This is a genomic window from [Borrelia] tanukii, assembly GCF_030439725.2.
Taxonomy (GTDB): domain Bacteria; phylum Spirochaetota; class Spirochaetia; order Borreliales; family Borreliaceae; genus Borreliella; species Borreliella tanukii.
On the sequence record NZ_CP124034.1, the window covers coordinates 434,031 to 450,254 of the forward strand.

Below are 16,224 nucleotides of genomic sequence, written 5' to 3' on the forward strand. Positions count from 1 at the left end.
TATAAGGAAGACAAAAATATGGCCAAAGACACGGGTAATTAGTATTAGTCAGCTTAATATATTACTATACTTACACTTCTAACCTATCAACCTGGTATTCTTCCAGGACCCTTAAAGGATATCTCATCTTGAGGAAGGCTTCCCACTTAGATGCTTTCAGCGGTTATCCTATCCGAACGTAGCTACCCAGCACTTACCCTTGGCAGGATAACTGGTACACTAGAGGTTCGTCCATCTCGGTCCTCTCGTACTAAAGATAGCTCCTCTCAAATATCCAACGCTTGTGGCAGATAGGGACCAAACTGTCTCACGACGTTCTGAACCCAGCTCGCGTACCGCTTTAAATGGCGAACAGCCATACCCTTAGGACCTGCTCCAGCCCTAGGATGCGATGAGCCGACATCGAGGTGCCAAACCCTTCCGTCGATGTGAACTCTTGGGAAGGATAAGCCTGTTATCCCCGGAGTACCTTTTATTCGTTAAGTGACGGCGCTTCCACTTGCCACCGCCAGATCACTAAGACCTACTTTCGTATCTGTTCGACTTGTCAGTCTTACAGTTAAGCTACCTTATGCCTTTACACTTACAGAGTGATTTCCAACCACTCTAAGGTAACCTTTGCGCACCTCCGTTACTCTTTAGGAGGCGACCGCCCCAGTCAAACTACCCACCTGGCACTCTCCTCATATTTCTATAAGTTAGAAACCTAATTAAACAAGGGTGGTATTTCAAGATCGACTCCACCATCCCTAACGAGATAGCCTCAAAGTCTCCCACCTATCCTACACATATTTAATCAAATCTCAATACCAAGCTATAGTAAAGGTTCACGGGGTCTTTCCGTCTAACCACAAGTAATCGGCATCTTCACCGATACTTCAATTTCACCGAGCTCCACGTTGAGACAGCGTCCAAATCGTTACACCATTCGTGCGGGTCGGAACTTACCCGACAAGGAATTTCGCTACCTTAGGACCGTTATAGTTACGGCCGCCGTTTACTGGGGCTTAAATTCAATGCTTCGACTAATCTAACATCTCCTCTTAACCTTCCAGCACCGGGCAGGTGTCAGTCCCTATACTTCTCTTTACAGATTTGCAGAGACCTGTGTTTTTGGTAAACAGTCGTTTGGACCATTTTTATGCTACCTAATTGCTTAGGTCGTACTTATCCCGAAGTTACGTACGTATTTTGCAGAGTTCCTTAACGTGGATTCTCTCGCGCGCCTTAGAATTTTCATCCCACCTACCTGTGTCGGTTTGCGGTACGGTCCCTTATAGCCTAACCTTAGAAGTTGTTTCTTGGCACCTTGACTACCTACGTTTCATGTTACCTAAATAACACTCATCATCACATCTTAGCTCTCTTAACGGATTTTCCTATCAAGATCATCGCCTTAATGCTTAAACTAGGACAACCATCGCCTAGCAGTAGTTAACCTCATGCGTCACTCCATCGAAACTATAAGAGGTACGGGAATATTAACCCGTTTCCCATCGACTACACTTTTCAGCTTTGCCTTAGGGGCCGACTAACCCTGGGAAGACGACCTTTACCCAGGAAACCTTAGGTTTTCGGCGAATGGGGATCTCACCCATTTTTTCGTTACTCATACCTGCATTCTCACTTCTGATACCTCCATCAAGCTTTCCAGCTTAACTTCTCTGGCTTACAGAACGCTCCCCTACCATCTTAACTTTCGTTAAGATCCAAAGCTTCGGTAATGTGTTTAGCCCCGTTACATTATTGGCGCTTAAGTACTCGACCAGTGAGCTATTACGCACTCTTTAAAGGTATGGCTGCTTCTAAGCCAACCTCCTGGCTGTTTACGTACCTAAACCTCCTTTTCCACTTAACACATTTTTGAGACCTTAGCTGTTGGTCTGGGTTGTTTCCCTCTCGACTATGAACCTTATCGCCCATAGTCTCACTCCTATTCATCATTTAATAGCATTCGGAGTTTAACTGAGTTTGGTACCCTTTGACAGGCCCTAGCTCAATTAGTGCTCTACCTCTATTAAACTAAAATAAGGCTGAACTTAAATCCATTTCGGGGAGAACCAGCTATCTCCGAGTTTGTTTAGCCTTTCACTCCTATTCACAGCTCATCCCTGCCTTTTTAAACAGACTAGAGTTCGGCCCTCCACTTGGTTTTACCCAAGCTTCAGCCTGGCCATAAATAGATCACTCGGCTTCGGGTCTACCACATCTAACTAAATCGCCCTTTTAAGACTCGCTTTCGCTTCGGCTCCAGCACTTCTATGCCTTAACCTTGCTAGACATGATAACTCGCAGGTTCATTATGCAAAAGGCACGCCATCACCGTAATAAATCACGGCTTTGACTGCTTGTAAGTCTACGGTTTCAGTTCTATTTCACTCCCCTCCCGGGGTTCTTTTCACCTTTCCCTCACGGTACTCTTCTCTATCGGTAGCTTTTTAGTATTTAGCCTTGGAGAGTGGTCTCCCCAGCTTCAAACAAGGTTTCTCGTGCCTCGTCCTACTCAGGAACATTTTAAAAAGATATTTACATTTAAATTACAGGACTATCACCTTCTTTGGTTAAACTTTCCAGATTATTCTTCTATATAAATATTTTGTAACTTTTTTGCTTATCACAGACTAAGCCTAAACGTCCTACAACCCTATAAATGCAACGCTCTGCAACTTGACACATTTAAAGTTTGGGCTACTCCCCTTTCGCTCGCCACTACTAAGGGAATCTCTTTGATTTCTTTTCCTCAGGGTACTTAGATGGTTCACTTCCCCTGGTATCGCCTCTATTATTTAGATAATAGATAGCTAGCATCTTGCTAGCTGGATTACTCCATTCGGTAATCTTGGGATCAATAAATGTTTGCTTCTCCCCCAAGCTTTTCGCAGCTTACCACGACCTTCTTCGCCTTAAAGCTCCTAGGCATTCACCATAGACTCTTATTACTTTGACCATATTTTTATCTTCCGTCTCTATTTTGCCAATTTGTTTATGCAACATAGAATAATATATATCTTTGTTCAATCCATGTCAATATCTATTTTATTTTTTACATTATTTGAATAAAGCATTCAAAAATATGAACATTTAAAAATTGAACTCAATATTTAAAGTACAAAATAAAAACCCTGGCAATAACTTACTCTCCCGCGAACTCGCAGTACCATCAGCGAATAAGAGCTTAACTTCTGTGTTCGGAATGATAACAGGTGTTTCCTCTTTTCTTTAACCACCAGGGTTTTTATAAGGAAGACAAAAATATGGCCAAAGACACGGGTAATTAGTATTAGTCAGCTTAATATATTACTATACTTACACTTCTAACCTATCAACCTGGTATTCTTCCAGGACCCTTAAAGGATATCTCATCTTGAGGAAGGCTTCCCACTTAGATGCTTTCAGCGGTTATCCTATCCGAACGTAGCTACCCAGCACTTACCCTTGGCAGGATAACTGGTACACTAGAGGTTCGTCCATCTCGGTCCTCTCGTACTAAAGATAGCTCCTCTCAAATATCCAACGCTTGTGGCAGATAGGGACCAAACTGTCTCACGACGTTCTGAACCCAGCTCGCGTACCGCTTTAAATGGCGAACAGCCATACCCTTAGGACCTGCTCCAGCCCTAGGATGCGATGAGCCGACATCGAGGTGCCAAACCCTTCCGTCGATGTGAACTCTTGGGAAGGATAAGCCTGTTATCCCCGGAGTACCTTTTATTCGTTAAGTGACGGCGCTTCCACTTGCCACCGCCAGATCACTAAGACCTACTTTCGTATCTGTTCGACTTGTCAGTCTTACAGTTAAGCTACCTTATGCCTTTACACTTACAGAGTGATTTCCAACCACTCTAAGGTAACCTTTGCGCACCTCCGTTACTCTTTAGGAGGCGACCGCCCCAGTCAAACTACCCACCTGGCACTCTCCTCATATTTCTATAAGTTAGAAACCTAATTAAACAAGGGTGGTATTTCAAGATCGACTCCACCATCCCTAACGAGATAGCTTCAAAGTCTCCCACCTATCCTACACATATTTAATCAAATCTCAATACCAAGCTATAGTAAAGGTTCACGGGGTCTTTCCGTCTAACCACAAGTAATCGGCATCTTCACCGATACTTCAATTTCACCGAGCTCCACGTTGAGACAGCGTCCAAATCGTTACACCATTCGTGCGGGTCGGAACTTACCCGACAAGGAATTTCGCTACCTTAGGACCGTTATAGTTACGGCCGCCGTTTACTGGGGCTTAAATTCAATGCTTCGACTAATCTAACATCTCCTCTTAACCTTCCAGCACCGGGCAGGTGTCAGTCCCTATACTTCTCTTTACAGATTTGCAGAGACCTGTGTTTTTGGTAAACAGTCGTTTGGACCATTTTTATGCTACCTAATTGCTTAGGTCGTACTTATCCCGAAGTTACGTACGTATTTTGCAGAGTTCCTTAACGTGGATTCTCTCGCGCGCCTTAGAATTTTCATCCCACCTACCTGTGTCGGTTTGCGGTACGGTCCCTTATAGCCTAACCTTAGAAGTTGTTTCTTGGCACCTTGACTACCTACGTTTCATGTTACCTAAATAACACTCATCATCACATCTTAGCTCTCTTAACGGATTTTCCTATTAAGATCATCACCTTAATGCTTAAACTAGGACAACCATCGCCTAGCAGTAGTTAACCTCATGCGTCACTCCATCGAAACTATAAGAGGTACGGGAATATTAACCCGTTTCCCATCGACTACACTTTTCAGCTTTGCCTTAGGGGCCGACTAACCCTGGGAAGACGACCTTTACCCAGGAAACCTTAGGTTTTCGGCGAATGGGGATCTCACCCATTTTTTCGTTACTCATACCTGCATTCTCACTTCTGATACCTCCATCAAGCTTTCCAGCTTAACTTCTCTGGCTTACAGAACGCTCCCCTACCATCTTAACTTTCGTTAAGATCCAAAGCTTCGGTAATGTGTTTAGCCCCGTTACATTATTGGCGCTTAAGTACTCGACCAGTGAGCTATTACGCACTCTTTAAAGGTATGGCTGCTTCTAAGCCAACCTCCTGGCTGTTTACGTACCTAAACCTCCTTTTCCACTTAACACATTTTTGAGACCTTAGCTGTTGGTCTGGGTTGTTTCCCTCTCGACTATGAACCTTATCGCCCATAGTCTCACTCCTATTCATCATTTAATAGCATTCGGAGTTTAACTGAGTTTGGTACCCTTTGACAGGCCCTAGCTCAATTAGTGCTCTACCTCTATTAAACTAAAATAAGGCTGAACTTAAATCCATTTCGGGGAGAACCAGCTATCTCCGAGTTTGTTTAGCCTTTCACTCCTATTCACAGCTCATCCCTGCCTTTTTAAACAGACTAGAGTTCGGCCCTCCACTTGGTTTTACCCAAGCTTCAGCCTGGCCATAAATAGATCACTCGGCTTCGGGTCTACCACATCTAACTAAATCGCCCTTTTAAGACTCGCTTTCGCTTCGGCTCCAGCACTTCTATGCTTTAACCTTGCTAGACATGATAACTCGCAGGTTCATTATGCAAAAGGCACGCCATCACCGTAATAAATCACGGCTTTGACTGCTTGTAAGTCTACGGTTTCAGTTCTATTTCACTCCCCTCCCGGGGTTCTTTTCACCTTTCCCTCACGGTACTCTTCTCTATCGGTAGCTTTTTAGTATTTAGCCTTGGAGAGTGGTCTCCCCAGCTTCAAACAAGGTTTCTCGTGCCTCGTCCTACTCAGGAACATTTTAAAAAGATATTTACATTTAAATTACAGGACTATCACCTTCTTTGGTTAAACTTTCCAGATTATTCTTCTATATAAATATTTTGTAACTTTTTTGCTTATCACAGACTAAGCCTAAACGTCCTACAACCCTATAAATGCAACGCTCTGCAACTTGACACATTTAAAGTTTGGGCTACTCCCCTTTCGCTCGCCACTACTAAGGGAATCTCTTTGATTTCTTTTCCTCAGGGTACTTAGATGGTTCACTTCCCCTGGTATCGCCTCTATTATTTAGATAATAGATAGCTAGCATCTTGCTAGCTGGATTACTCCATTCGGTAATCTTGGGATCAATAAATGTTTGCTTCTCCCCCAAGCTTTTCGCAGCTTACCACGACCTTCTTCGCCTTAAAGCTCCTAGGCATTCACCATAGACTCTTATTACTTTGACCATATTTTTATCTTCCGTCTCTATTTTGCCAATTTGTTTATGCAACATAGAATAATATATATCTTTGTTCAATCCATGTCAATACTTATCTCAATATTTTAATAAATAAATTTACAAAAACATATTATAAGTAAAAAATTTATATTTTAAATAAAAGATTTTACTAAAAAAGCAGATACATTAAAAATTAAAATATAAATTATTCATATTTAATGTCAAGCTCAAAAAAATCAATTAAAAACCTAGCAACACCATCCTCATTATTACTAAATTTTGTTATTTCATTATTTGTTAAATTAATTTTAAGAAATTCATTGGCATTTTTCATTAAAACCCCTTTGCCAAGATTTTTGAGCATCTCATAATCATTATTATTGTCTCCAAAAGCTATAACATCACACAATGGAACGCTTTCAAGAAAAGCAATATTTTTAATAGCATTATATTTATCAGCATTAATATTAGTAACCTCTAATAAATCCCTAGAAGAAAAAAATACCCTTATGTCTTGAAAATCTTTACTCCTAATATCATTGTTAAGTTTATTAAGAGTTGATAAATCGTCACAATAATAAACAATCTTAGAAACAGAATCAACGTCTAATTCAGTCAAGTCTTTAATGATAGCATTTAAACCTAAATCCCTAATAAAATGTTTCATAATAGGACTCTTAACATCTGAATTAGAATACCAAGTATCAAAAGTATAAAGATTAACATCAGCATTGCCTGTATGTATCTTGAGAATTTCTTTCACTAAACCATAATTCATTGCATGTCTAAAAATTAAATTTTCTTGCAAAAACACTTCGGCTCCATTCGCCGTTACAAGATAATTCTCATTAATATTATTTTTTTTTAATTGATTCCTGATATTTCTAACCTCACTCAACCTTCTACCGGTTGCAATAATTATTTTAAAATCTTTCTCCAAAGTCAAAAGAACCTTAAGAGTTAAAAAACTAATCTCATGACTATTGTTCAACAAAGTGCCATCAAGGTCAAAAACCAACATTTTATATCTTTTATAATTAGAATTCATATACCAATCTCTCTTGTAAGATATAATATCACAAATAATTTATTCTCAATAAATTGTTGTTAAAGCATAAAATAAATCGAATTTAATAATATATTTCTTGATTTTTTAAACTTTATTTAAACGAAAATCAACGTCTTGAAACAAATTTATTATCTTTAATATAAAATCTCCAAGGCTTGTTTATATCACACTCTTGTGCATAATCAATATTTATTCTTTTTGAACAAATTATACTAAAATCTAAATTTAAACCTCTTTGTAAAAAAAGCTCATCATTCCCAATAAGATCAACTTTATTAAAAGTTAAATCAATGTTTAAAAATTTTGTAAGTTTACCAGGACCATTAGTAAGAATGCTTTTCTCTCCCAGCAATGGAGAAATAGGTTCTACGCTTCTAATTAAAACGGCTTGGGGATTATTTTTATCCGCAGTCACAATGTTAAACATATAGTGCATGCCATATATTATATACACATAAGAATAGCCTCCTATGCTATACATAGCACTTGTGCGATTTGTCCTCTTACCACTATAAGAATGACAAGCACTATCTGTTATTCCCATATAAGCTTCCGTTTCAACAATTTTGACAACTATTTCCTTTTTATTAATCTTCCTGATCAATAAATTACCAAGCAATAACTTTGCAACAGTAGTAGCATCTTGCATAAAAAAATATCGATCCATAAAATCAATTTTAAAACAAGATAAGTAATAAAAAAATTATTACCAAAACATACATGTAAAATACAAGAAAATGTTACCCACAATAAAAATAAAAACCAAAATGGTTCAATCACCCAATAAATACATATTTAAATAAAATTCTTGGCTAGTTAATAAATTTTTTTGCTTTTTAATCAAAAAAATTTAAAACTACACAAAATCATATATTTTAGAACCGCCTATATGTCGGCTTAAATAAGTTTATATGAAAATACGGATCTAAAATATCTAAACGGTAAAAATAAAAAGTATTTTATAAAAAACTTATTACACCTCAAAAAAAATATTTTTACCTTTTTAAAAAATCCTTAAAATAATTCTAAAAGCCTACAAAACAAAAATAGCATTATTTCTTTATTTAACTTTTTTGAGAAAATTAAGCAAAGAAATAATGCTATAATTTTAAAAATTTTTATGACTTGCTCACAACAAGTCCATAATAAATACTGCAATTTTAATATCAAAAAATTGACATCCACTACAATAATTTTTTAAACAAGGAAAAATAAAATTAACAAATCTTATAAAACACTTATATAAAATAGTAAGCATTGATAATATATAAAAAATATAAACTATATGCAATATCTCTTACATCTTGAAAAGATATAAGAGATATTGACAAAGTCAAAAGATTTAAATAAAATTTGTAAAGAATTGGTATGTTTAAGGGATCATAGCTCAGGTGGTTAGAGCGCAGGTCTGATAAACCTGAGGTCGGATGTTCAACTCATCCTGGTCCCAATGTATTATAATGCGCTCTCATTTTTAAAATACATATTTGATAATATAAAAACCTTTCACCTCAAAAATTTGAAGTTACTATTAACAAATCTTAATTTAATATAAAGCTGTATAACACCAAACATTCGCTAAAGATCTATTTTTTCCTAAAGTTTAAACTAAAAACTTACTTTGGCTTCAAAACTTTTTCATCAAAATAAAAATACAAAAAAGTCAATAAAATTAATCTTAATTCATCTTTCCCTTAGAGAGCGCGTGGTCTAGTCACACCTTCTAGTAAAAAATCGCCTTGCTAAGACCTCACCTGCCCCACTAAACACGTCTTGGGTGTCTTTTTCTTACGGACTACTAGAATAATAGCCCCCGTACATCTCTTCAACTCGGATATGGGACTAGCAGTGGCGTATAAAAGGCCTATAACATACTCACAGTATCATTTTGATACATAATTACTAACGACTTCAATTCGCACTAAAACTTATTTTATGGCATTCTGCTTCACACCGCTGTTTCGCTTCGCGAAAACACCCTTGTAGCCCAGGATATAAAAGCCACAATGATTTGACACTCTCCCCCAACTTCCTCTAACTTATCAACAGCAATCTTATCTGATTTTTCACCTTTATCATATGTTGATAACAAATAATAAAGGTCGTGACCGTTACAAGGCTTAATCCATAAAAGTTCACGATAACCATTTAGCACCTTCATACAGAATCAAACGAGAAATAATTTTCTCCGGCTATATCCTATATACGTCAAAACTCTGGCAAGATTCCTCGTGTACAATCGAATTAATCCACATACACCCAGCACACAGACGACACACTTAACACGATAACTTCGAAATTAACCTTTAATTAGCACCAAGTGTGCATCGTTTGCAACACAGACACCGAAATATCTCATACCGTTTTGTCACCACACTTTCATGATTCATCGGTACTAGTCTTGACCGGAAGCTTCCACCTTCACATCTGATATTCTTCCTGATATCAATGAATTACACCTTACGCTATAAATGCTAACTTACTCTATCGGGCTCTAGATATATAATATCCAACATAGCGCCAAAGTTGAGCTGTGATATTTTACATAAACTTATATATTTGTCTATTCATGCCCTACATTCCACTGATCAGAACTTATCCCTACTTATTACTAAGGCCGCTAACATATAATTAGCCGAAGATTATTCCTAATTTATAAAAGAATTTTACAATCTTCTGCCCTTCTTTACTCACGCAGTGTCGATCCGTTAAAATTTTACCCATTGCAGAAAATTTTTAGATGCTGCTTCTAGTAGAAATCTGAACCGTATCTCAGCTCCAGTACAACCGTTCGCCTTCTTAAACCGGCTACTTATCATCATCTTGGAAGATATTTGTTCCACCAACTAACTAATAGAACGCAAGCTTCTTTTATCAATTAACAAATCTAATTGTACTTATTCATATTAGCTACTAGAAACAGTAGCTACTTCCATATGATGGATACTAACAGGTTAGCATCTAAATAAATTGATACATTTCGTTTGACTTGAGTGCCTTATCGTTAATTATATTTTATCTAAAAACCTAACAAGCTTTGCTTAGCTTTTAGCCTTACTTATAAAGTTTTTCCCATCTCATCTTTCAATAATTATTTTAACTTTAATAACCTGCTTAATCTCAAGAATATGACTAATAGATGGAGGTTAAGGGACTCGAACCCTTGACCCTCGGCTTGCAAAGCCGATGCTCTAGCCAACTGAGCTAAACCCCCAATCAATCTAAATCTAAACTTAATAAAGTTTTTTAACATTGTCAATAAAAACCACATAAAAAAACTCCCCTTAAGTTTATAGATATAAACCTGGTTTCAAAAACTCTTTTATAAAAAGAAAAGAGTAGGGAAGAGTTAATGGAATTAGCCTTAATTTACCTTTCTCTTAGAAAGGAGGTGATCCAGCCGCACTTTCCAGTACGGCTACCTTGTTACGACTTCACCCCCCTCACTAAACATACCTTAAATACCTTCCTCCCTTGCGGGTTAGAATAATAGCTTCGGGTATCCTCAACTCGGGTGGTGTGACGGGCGGTGTGTACAAGGCCCGAGAACGTATTCACCGTATCATTCTGATATACGATTACTAGCGATTCCAACTTCATGAAGTCGAGTTTCAGACTTCAATCCGGACTGAGACCTGCTTTATGCGTTTTGCTTCACATCACTGTTTCGCTTCGCTTTGTACAGGCCATTGTAGCACGTGTGTAGCCCAGGACATAAGGGCCATGATGATTTGACGTCATCCTCACCTTCCTCCGACTTATCACCGGCAGTCTTATCTGAGTCCCCACCATTACATGCTGGTAACAGATAACAAGGGTTGCGCTCGTTGCGGGACTTAACCCAACACCTCACAGCACGAGCTGACGACAACCATGCAGCACCTGTATATAGACCCCAAACGGGGAATAATTATCTCTAACTATATCCTATATATGTCAAGCCCTGGTAAGGTTCCTCGCGTATCATCGAATTAAACCACATGCTCCACCGCTTGTGCGGGCCCCCGTCAATTCCTTTGAGTTTCACTCTTGCGAGCATACTCCCCAGGCGGCACACTTAACACGTTAGCTTCGGTACTAACTTTTAGTTAACACCAAGTGTGCATCGTTTACAGCGTAGACTACCAGGGTATCTAATCCTGTTTGCTCCCTACGCTTTCGTGACTCAGCGTCAGTCTTGACCCAGAAGTTCGCCTTCGCCTCCGGTATTCTTCCTGATATCAACAGATTCCACCCTTACACCAGGAATTCTAACTTCCTCTATCAGACTCTAGACATATAGTTTCCAACATAGCTCCACAGTTGAGCTGTGGTATTTTATGCATAGACTTATATATCCGCCTACTCACCCTTTACGCCCAATAATCCCGAACAACGCTCGCCCCTTACGTATTACCGCGGCTGCTGGCACGTAATTAGCCGGGGCTTATTCATAAATTAACGTCATCACTTTGTCATTTCCTACAAAGCTTATTCCTCATTTATAAAAGAATTTTACAATCTTTCGACCTTCTTCATTCACGCAGTGTCGCTCCGTCAGGCTTTCGCCCATTGCGGAAGATTCTTAGCTGCTGCCTCCCGTAGGAGTCTGGACCGTATCTCAGTTCCAGTGTGACCGTTCACCCTCTCAGGCCGGTTACTTATCATTGCCTTGGTAGGCATTTACCCCACCAACTAGCTAATAAGACGCAGACTCATCTACAAGCGAAGCTTTAAAGGCTTCCTTTCATCAATTAACAAATTAATTGACTTTATTCGGTATTAGCTACTATTTCTAGTAGTTATCCCCATCTCATAGGTAGATCATCCACGCGTTACTCACCCGTTCGCCACTAGATGTATTGCTACATCCCGTTTGACTTGCATGCTTAAGACGCACTGCCAGCGTTAGTTCTAAGCCAGGATCAAACTCTTCGTTATTCTTATTTTTTATTTAAAAAATTAACAAGTTTTGTTTATTCTTTTGCTTGGCTTTCAACCTTACTTAACTCTTCCCTTCTCTCATCTTCCAATAATCATTTCAACCTTTAATACTTTAACAAAAGTAGAATCATATTGTCAATACTTTTTCATTATTTTATTAACACAAAACATAAAAAAAATAAATTTTATTAATCAACCCTGATAAAAGCATTAACAACCACATTTTTCATTAACAGGTAAAGTTGTAAGAATTTTTTTCAATTTATTTCCTAATTTAGCTTTTAAATAATCAAAGAAAGTCCTAAAATTTTCATTATCTCCTTTAAATTTAATCCACAGTTCTTTAAAGGTTAAAATTCCTTCTTTAAGATCCTTGTAATTAGAAAAAGACGCATTACAATCACTATACATTAAATTATAAAAATCAGAATCTTGTTTATCTTTGAAAAAATCTATACTTGGTATTTTTTTAGCAAAGGCAAATCCTCTCTCATAAGCCGTGCCTGCATCAACATAATTAACCAAAGCTAAAACAATATCGCTGCTAACTAACTCTTTTAAATCTATTTCTCTTATTTTTTCTCTTATGTCTCCATTTGCAAACTTATAATCAACCTTTTCAAGCAACCCCATCTTTTTTACAGCATGATGCTCTGGAGAAAATACATCTAAATTAAACTCTTCAAGAAATTTTAAAACCTCATCCCTTAGTTTAATTTGCTCTTCGTTAAAAAATGGAGAAGCTAAATAAATTTTCATAAAAACCCCTATTAAAATTCAATTATAACATAATAAATCAATCGAATAAAATCAACAACAAATAAAGTTTTGATATCTAAATAGAAAAAATTTATTATGAACGACTTCTGCTGACTAAAATAGTAAATTCTCCTTTAATCTTCTCCTTACTCGATTCAAAATAATTTTTTAATTCCAAAGGCTTACCAATTTGATATTCTTCGTAAATTTTTGTCATCTCTCGACCAACAAGAATCTTAGCATCTAAACTAACAGAAGAAATTTCAACAAGCAATTTCAAAAGTCTGTGACTAGATTCAAGCAACACAAATGCATCGCCTCTTTTATACAACTCGGCAATTCTTTTAAATCTTTTAAGGCCCTTGTTGGGCAAAAATCCCTCAAAAAGCACAGACTTATCTCTAAAAGGATTAACGCTTACAATAGCATTAAAAGAGCTTGCTCCAGGAATTGGACAAACTTTGTATCCTTCTCTAAAAGCAGCAGCAACTAACAGACTACCGGGATCACTAAGACCTGGAGTGCCAGCATCACTAACAAAAGCAACTGAATCTCCTTTTGACAAAAAATCCAATAATAAACTTATCTTCTTATTTTCTGTTACGGCATTACAAGAAATCATTTTTTTATTAATTTTATATCGCGACAAAAGTTTGCTAGTAACTCTCGTATCTTCTGCAAAGATAACATTTACCGATTTTAAAACATCAACTGCCCTATAAGTAATATCTTCTAAATTGCCTATTGGCGTACCAACAATATACAACATAACTTCTTTTAATTCCTCCAAAAACCAAAAATAAATATATTAAAAGCATCTTTCTTAATGATAAAAATCTAAAATCTTTTATTTGCCAAACGCAAAAATACGCTATAGACCATATTTCATATGCCTATAAAAATACTTGCTTTTGTATTACATTTAGTTATATCATTAAGTATTAGTGATTAAAAAGTTAAAAGAAAGGGAAAATTTATGTTTGCATTAATTAGAAAAATATTTATAATTTATTTTCTATGCATTACTCTTGCAGGTTTTGCTATGATTTTCATTGACAGCAAATTTACCGAACAGCCCGATATTAAAGAGAATCAAAACAAAATTAATCAACATACAATTGAACCTAATTTAATTATGTTTACATCTTCCATAGGAGGATTTTTAGGTGTTTATGCTGGAATTTGGATCTTTAACTACGATAAAAATAATTTTTACCTAAATTGGGGAAATTTAATAATATTGATATATAATATAGCCCTAATTATCACCGTATACTCAAAGTCACATAGCTAGTAAAACATAGTTTAATTATTCCAATAATTTACAAATTATTAACTATAATACCCCTTTTAATCATATACTTATAAACCTCTTCGGGATTTTCTAAGCTTTCAATCAAGTTTTCTGCCCTATCATTTATTTTTTCCACTAATTTTTTATAAGCTACTTTTATTCCTCTACTTTCTAAAAAATCCTTTGCGGGTTGAGAAACAACCCCAGCTTGAACATTTTGAAGCCCTATATTATAAATAATAATAGCAGCTGCCTTGCCCACAACTTTATCATAAATCTCAAGCCCTTCTTTATTCTGAATATACTTATTGATAAAATTATCTACTTCTAAAAGAGGTTTCAATCCTCTTTCCATATTAGAATAAAGTATTTTATGATCTTTAAACAACCTTAATGTTGGATTCAAGCCTGATATCATTAAAAACCCCTTTTCTTGACCATGCTTTATAATAACTAATAATAAAAATAAACAATATTAATAATATACATAAACAATAAATACTGCAATATCTAAAAAGATAGTATACTTATGCTATATGATATTCGTGCCAAAAAACAATAATAATTCTAAAATTGAAATAAAAAAATCTATCTTCGTTTCATATATTTTTAATATTGAAAAAAAAGAAGATATAAATAAAACTATTAAAAAATACAAAATAAAATTTAAAAATGCTACACATGTGGTTTATGGATTTAGAATTGGCAACAAAAATTCATTCCTAAATGGAATGAGTGATGACAGAGAGCCTAATTTAACAGCCGGAAAACCTACATTAGATGCCATAATTCATAATAATTTAACTGATACATTAATAATCACATTGCGATATTTTGGAGGCACTTTGCTTGGTAGAGGAGGATTAATCAAAGCATATTACAAGTCTGCCAAAAAAGTTATTAATAATGCGTCTATAATAGAAAAAGAGGAATTAGAAACTTTAAACTTAAAGTTAAATTACAACCAATACAATTCACTATTAAAAATGAAAAATAAGCTTGAAATAGAAATAACAGATTCCAACTTTTCAAACAAAATAAACACTTCAATTAAATTTAAAACAAAAAATAAACAAAAAATATCGGAATTTTTTGCAAAAAACGATTTAATTCAAGAAATTTTCAAGTTTCATAAAGAATAACATACATGAAATGCTCAAATATTTAAAAACTACTCTAAGTATTATTGTTTTTACCATTTATGTTTTAAAATATAAAAATAAAACCAAATAAAAAGAGAAAATTTATATGAAAATAATATCTGTAATCAATCAAAAAGGAGGCGTAGGAAAAACCACAAGCGCCATTAATGTTTCTTATTCAATGACTCTGCTTGATAAAAAAATTCTTCTAATAGATATTGATTCACAAGGAAACTCTACTAGCGGCACAAACACCTCAGAACATACAGCTGAAAACTCAAGTTACGAACTTATTAATAAAAAAATAAAGGTCAAGCCTTTAAATCATTTTAAATTAGACATAATTCCATCTAGTATTAAATTAGCTTTACTTGAAAAGGAATTGATAAATGAACTTTCAAGAGAAAATTTTTTAAAAAATGCATTAACGCTGTATGAAAAAGATAAGTACGATTTTATTATTATCGATTGCCCTCCCACACTTTCAATATTAACTATAAATGCTCTTATTGCAAGCAATTACTTGCTAATACCAATCGAAACAGAATTTTTTGCATTTGAGGGTATAAATCAACTAATAGACACAATAAATACCGTAAAGCAAATAAATAAAAATTTAGAAATTACTGGTGTTTTCATAAACAAATACGATATAAGAAACAAAAGCAAAGAAAAATATGTAAGCTCGTTAAAAAAAGTTTTTAAAGAAAAGCTTTTAAATACAAAAATAAGAAAAAATATAACTATTTCAAAATCTCAAGAAGCAAAAATGCCTGTATATGAATATGACAAAGAAAGTAATGCTGCAAAAGACTTCTTAGAGCTCTCAAAAGAGATAATAAACAAAATTAAGGAATAACT

At 35.7% G+C, this 16,224-nt stretch carries 8 protein-coding genes, 2 tRNA genes and 5 rRNA genes; 4 read left to right on the top strand and 11 right to left on the bottom strand.

Annotated features, from left to right (window positions below; translation table 11 throughout):
• Window positions 1–18 precede the first annotated feature (18 nt).
• The 5 genes from QIA27_RS02595 to QIA27_RS02615 form a co-directional block, all read right to left on the bottom strand.
• Window positions 19–2,947, bottom strand: a 23S ribosomal RNA gene (locus QIA27_RS02595).
• A gap of 173 nt (window positions 2,948–3,120) precedes the next feature.
• Window positions 3,121–3,231: ribosomal RNA gene (gene rrf / locus QIA27_RS02600) — 5S ribosomal RNA — on the bottom strand.
• A gap of 23 nt (window positions 3,232–3,254) precedes the next feature.
• Window positions 3,255–6,183: ribosomal RNA gene (locus QIA27_RS02605) — 23S ribosomal RNA — on the bottom strand.
• 198 nt (window positions 6,184–6,381) lie between these two features.
• Window positions 6,382–7,224, bottom strand: coding sequence for a Cof-type HAD-IIB family hydrolase (locus tag QIA27_RS02610; protein ID WP_301386377.1), 843 nt, complete (start codon window positions 7,222–7,224; stop codon window positions 6,382–6,384).
• A gap of 127 nt (window positions 7,225–7,351) precedes the next feature.
• Entirely contained in the window at window positions 7,352–7,912 is a 561-nt protein-coding gene (locus QIA27_RS02615) for a DNA-3-methyladenine glycosylase (RefSeq protein WP_301386378.1), read from the bottom strand.
• A 709-nt stretch (window positions 7,913–8,621) separates the two neighbouring features.
• On the opposite strand from QIA27_RS02615, the gene QIA27_RS02620 reads away from it, so the two are divergent.
• A tRNA-Ile gene (locus tag QIA27_RS02620) sits at window positions 8,622–8,695 on the top strand.
• Window positions 8,696–8,943: 248 nt separating this feature from the next.
• Here QIA27_RS02620 and QIA27_RS02625 read toward each other — a convergent pair.
• The 5 genes from QIA27_RS02625 to rsmI all read right to left on the bottom strand — a co-directional run bounded on the left by QIA27_RS02625 (window position 8,944) and on the right by rsmI (window position 13,717).
• Window positions 8,944–10,232 (bottom strand): 16S ribosomal RNA (locus QIA27_RS02625).
• Between the two features lie 153 nt (window positions 10,233–10,385).
• Window positions 10,386–10,459: transfer RNA gene (locus QIA27_RS02630), tRNA-Ala, on the bottom strand.
• Window positions 10,460–10,629: 170 nt separating this feature from the next.
• Window positions 10,630–12,165 (bottom strand): 16S ribosomal RNA (locus QIA27_RS02635).
• A 213-nt stretch (window positions 12,166–12,378) separates the two neighbouring features.
• A complete protein-coding gene (locus QIA27_RS02640) occupies window positions 12,379–12,927 on the bottom strand; it encodes a nucleoside 2-deoxyribosyltransferase (protein WP_183219178.1) in 549 nt (182 codons plus the stop codon).
• A 94-nt stretch (window positions 12,928–13,021) separates the two neighbouring features.
• Entirely contained in the window at window positions 13,022–13,717 is a 696-nt protein-coding gene (gene rsmI / locus QIA27_RS02645) for a 16S rRNA (cytidine(1402)-2'-O)-methyltransferase (protein ID WP_301353726.1), read from the bottom strand.
• A gap of 186 nt (window positions 13,718–13,903) precedes the next feature.
• Between rsmI and QIA27_RS02650 the strand changes: the two genes are divergently transcribed.
• Complete coding sequence (locus tag QIA27_RS02650) at window positions 13,904–14,221, top strand: hypothetical protein (RefSeq protein WP_301353727.1); 318 nt, start codon at window positions 13,904–13,906, stop codon at window positions 14,219–14,221.
• A 28-nt stretch (window positions 14,222–14,249) separates the two neighbouring features.
• Here QIA27_RS02650 and QIA27_RS02655 read toward each other — a convergent pair whose 3' ends face one another.
• Entirely contained in the window at window positions 14,250–14,639 is a 390-nt protein-coding gene (locus QIA27_RS02655) for a DUF1893 domain-containing protein (RefSeq protein WP_004789512.1), read from the bottom strand.
• 118 nt (window positions 14,640–14,757) lie between these two features.
• Between QIA27_RS02655 and QIA27_RS02660 the strand changes: the two genes are divergently transcribed.
• Entirely contained in the window at window positions 14,758–15,363 is a 606-nt protein-coding gene (locus tag QIA27_RS02660) for a YigZ family protein (RefSeq protein WP_301353728.1), read from the top strand.
• 106 nt (window positions 15,364–15,469) lie between these two features.
• Window positions 15,470–16,222: a ParA family protein gene (locus QIA27_RS02665; protein WP_301386380.1), complete on the top strand. Its 753-nt coding sequence runs from the start codon at window positions 15,470–15,472 to the stop codon at window positions 16,220–16,222.
• Window positions 16,223–16,224: the final 2 nt, after the last annotated feature.

Excerpts from the sequence above, each read along its gene's own strand:
- QIA27_RS02640 (WP_183219178.1), bottom strand. The coding sequence starts at position 12,927 with ATGAAAATTTATTTAGCTTCTCCATTTTTTAACGAAGAGCAAATTAAA.
- QIA27_RS02660 (WP_301353728.1), top strand. The coding sequence starts at position 14,758 with ATGATATTCGTGCCAAAAAACAATAATAATTCTAAAATTGAAATAAAA.
- QIA27_RS02650 (WP_301353727.1), top strand. The coding sequence starts at position 13,904 with ATGTTTGCATTAATTAGAAAAATATTTATAATTTATTTTCTATGCATT.
- QIA27_RS02655 (WP_004789512.1), bottom strand. The coding sequence starts at position 14,639 with ATGATATCAGGCTTGAATCCAACATTAAGGTTGTTTAAAGATCATAAA.
- QIA27_RS02665 (WP_301386380.1), top strand. The coding sequence starts at position 15,470 with ATGAAAATAATATCTGTAATCAATCAAAAAGGAGGCGTAGGAAAAACC.
- QIA27_RS02610 (WP_301386377.1), bottom strand. The coding sequence starts at position 7,224 with ATGAATTCTAATTATAAAAGATATAAAATGTTGGTTTTTGACCTTGAT.
- QIA27_RS02615 (WP_301386378.1), bottom strand. The coding sequence starts at position 7,912 with ATGGATCGATATTTTTTTATGCAAGATGCTACTACTGTTGCAAAGTTA.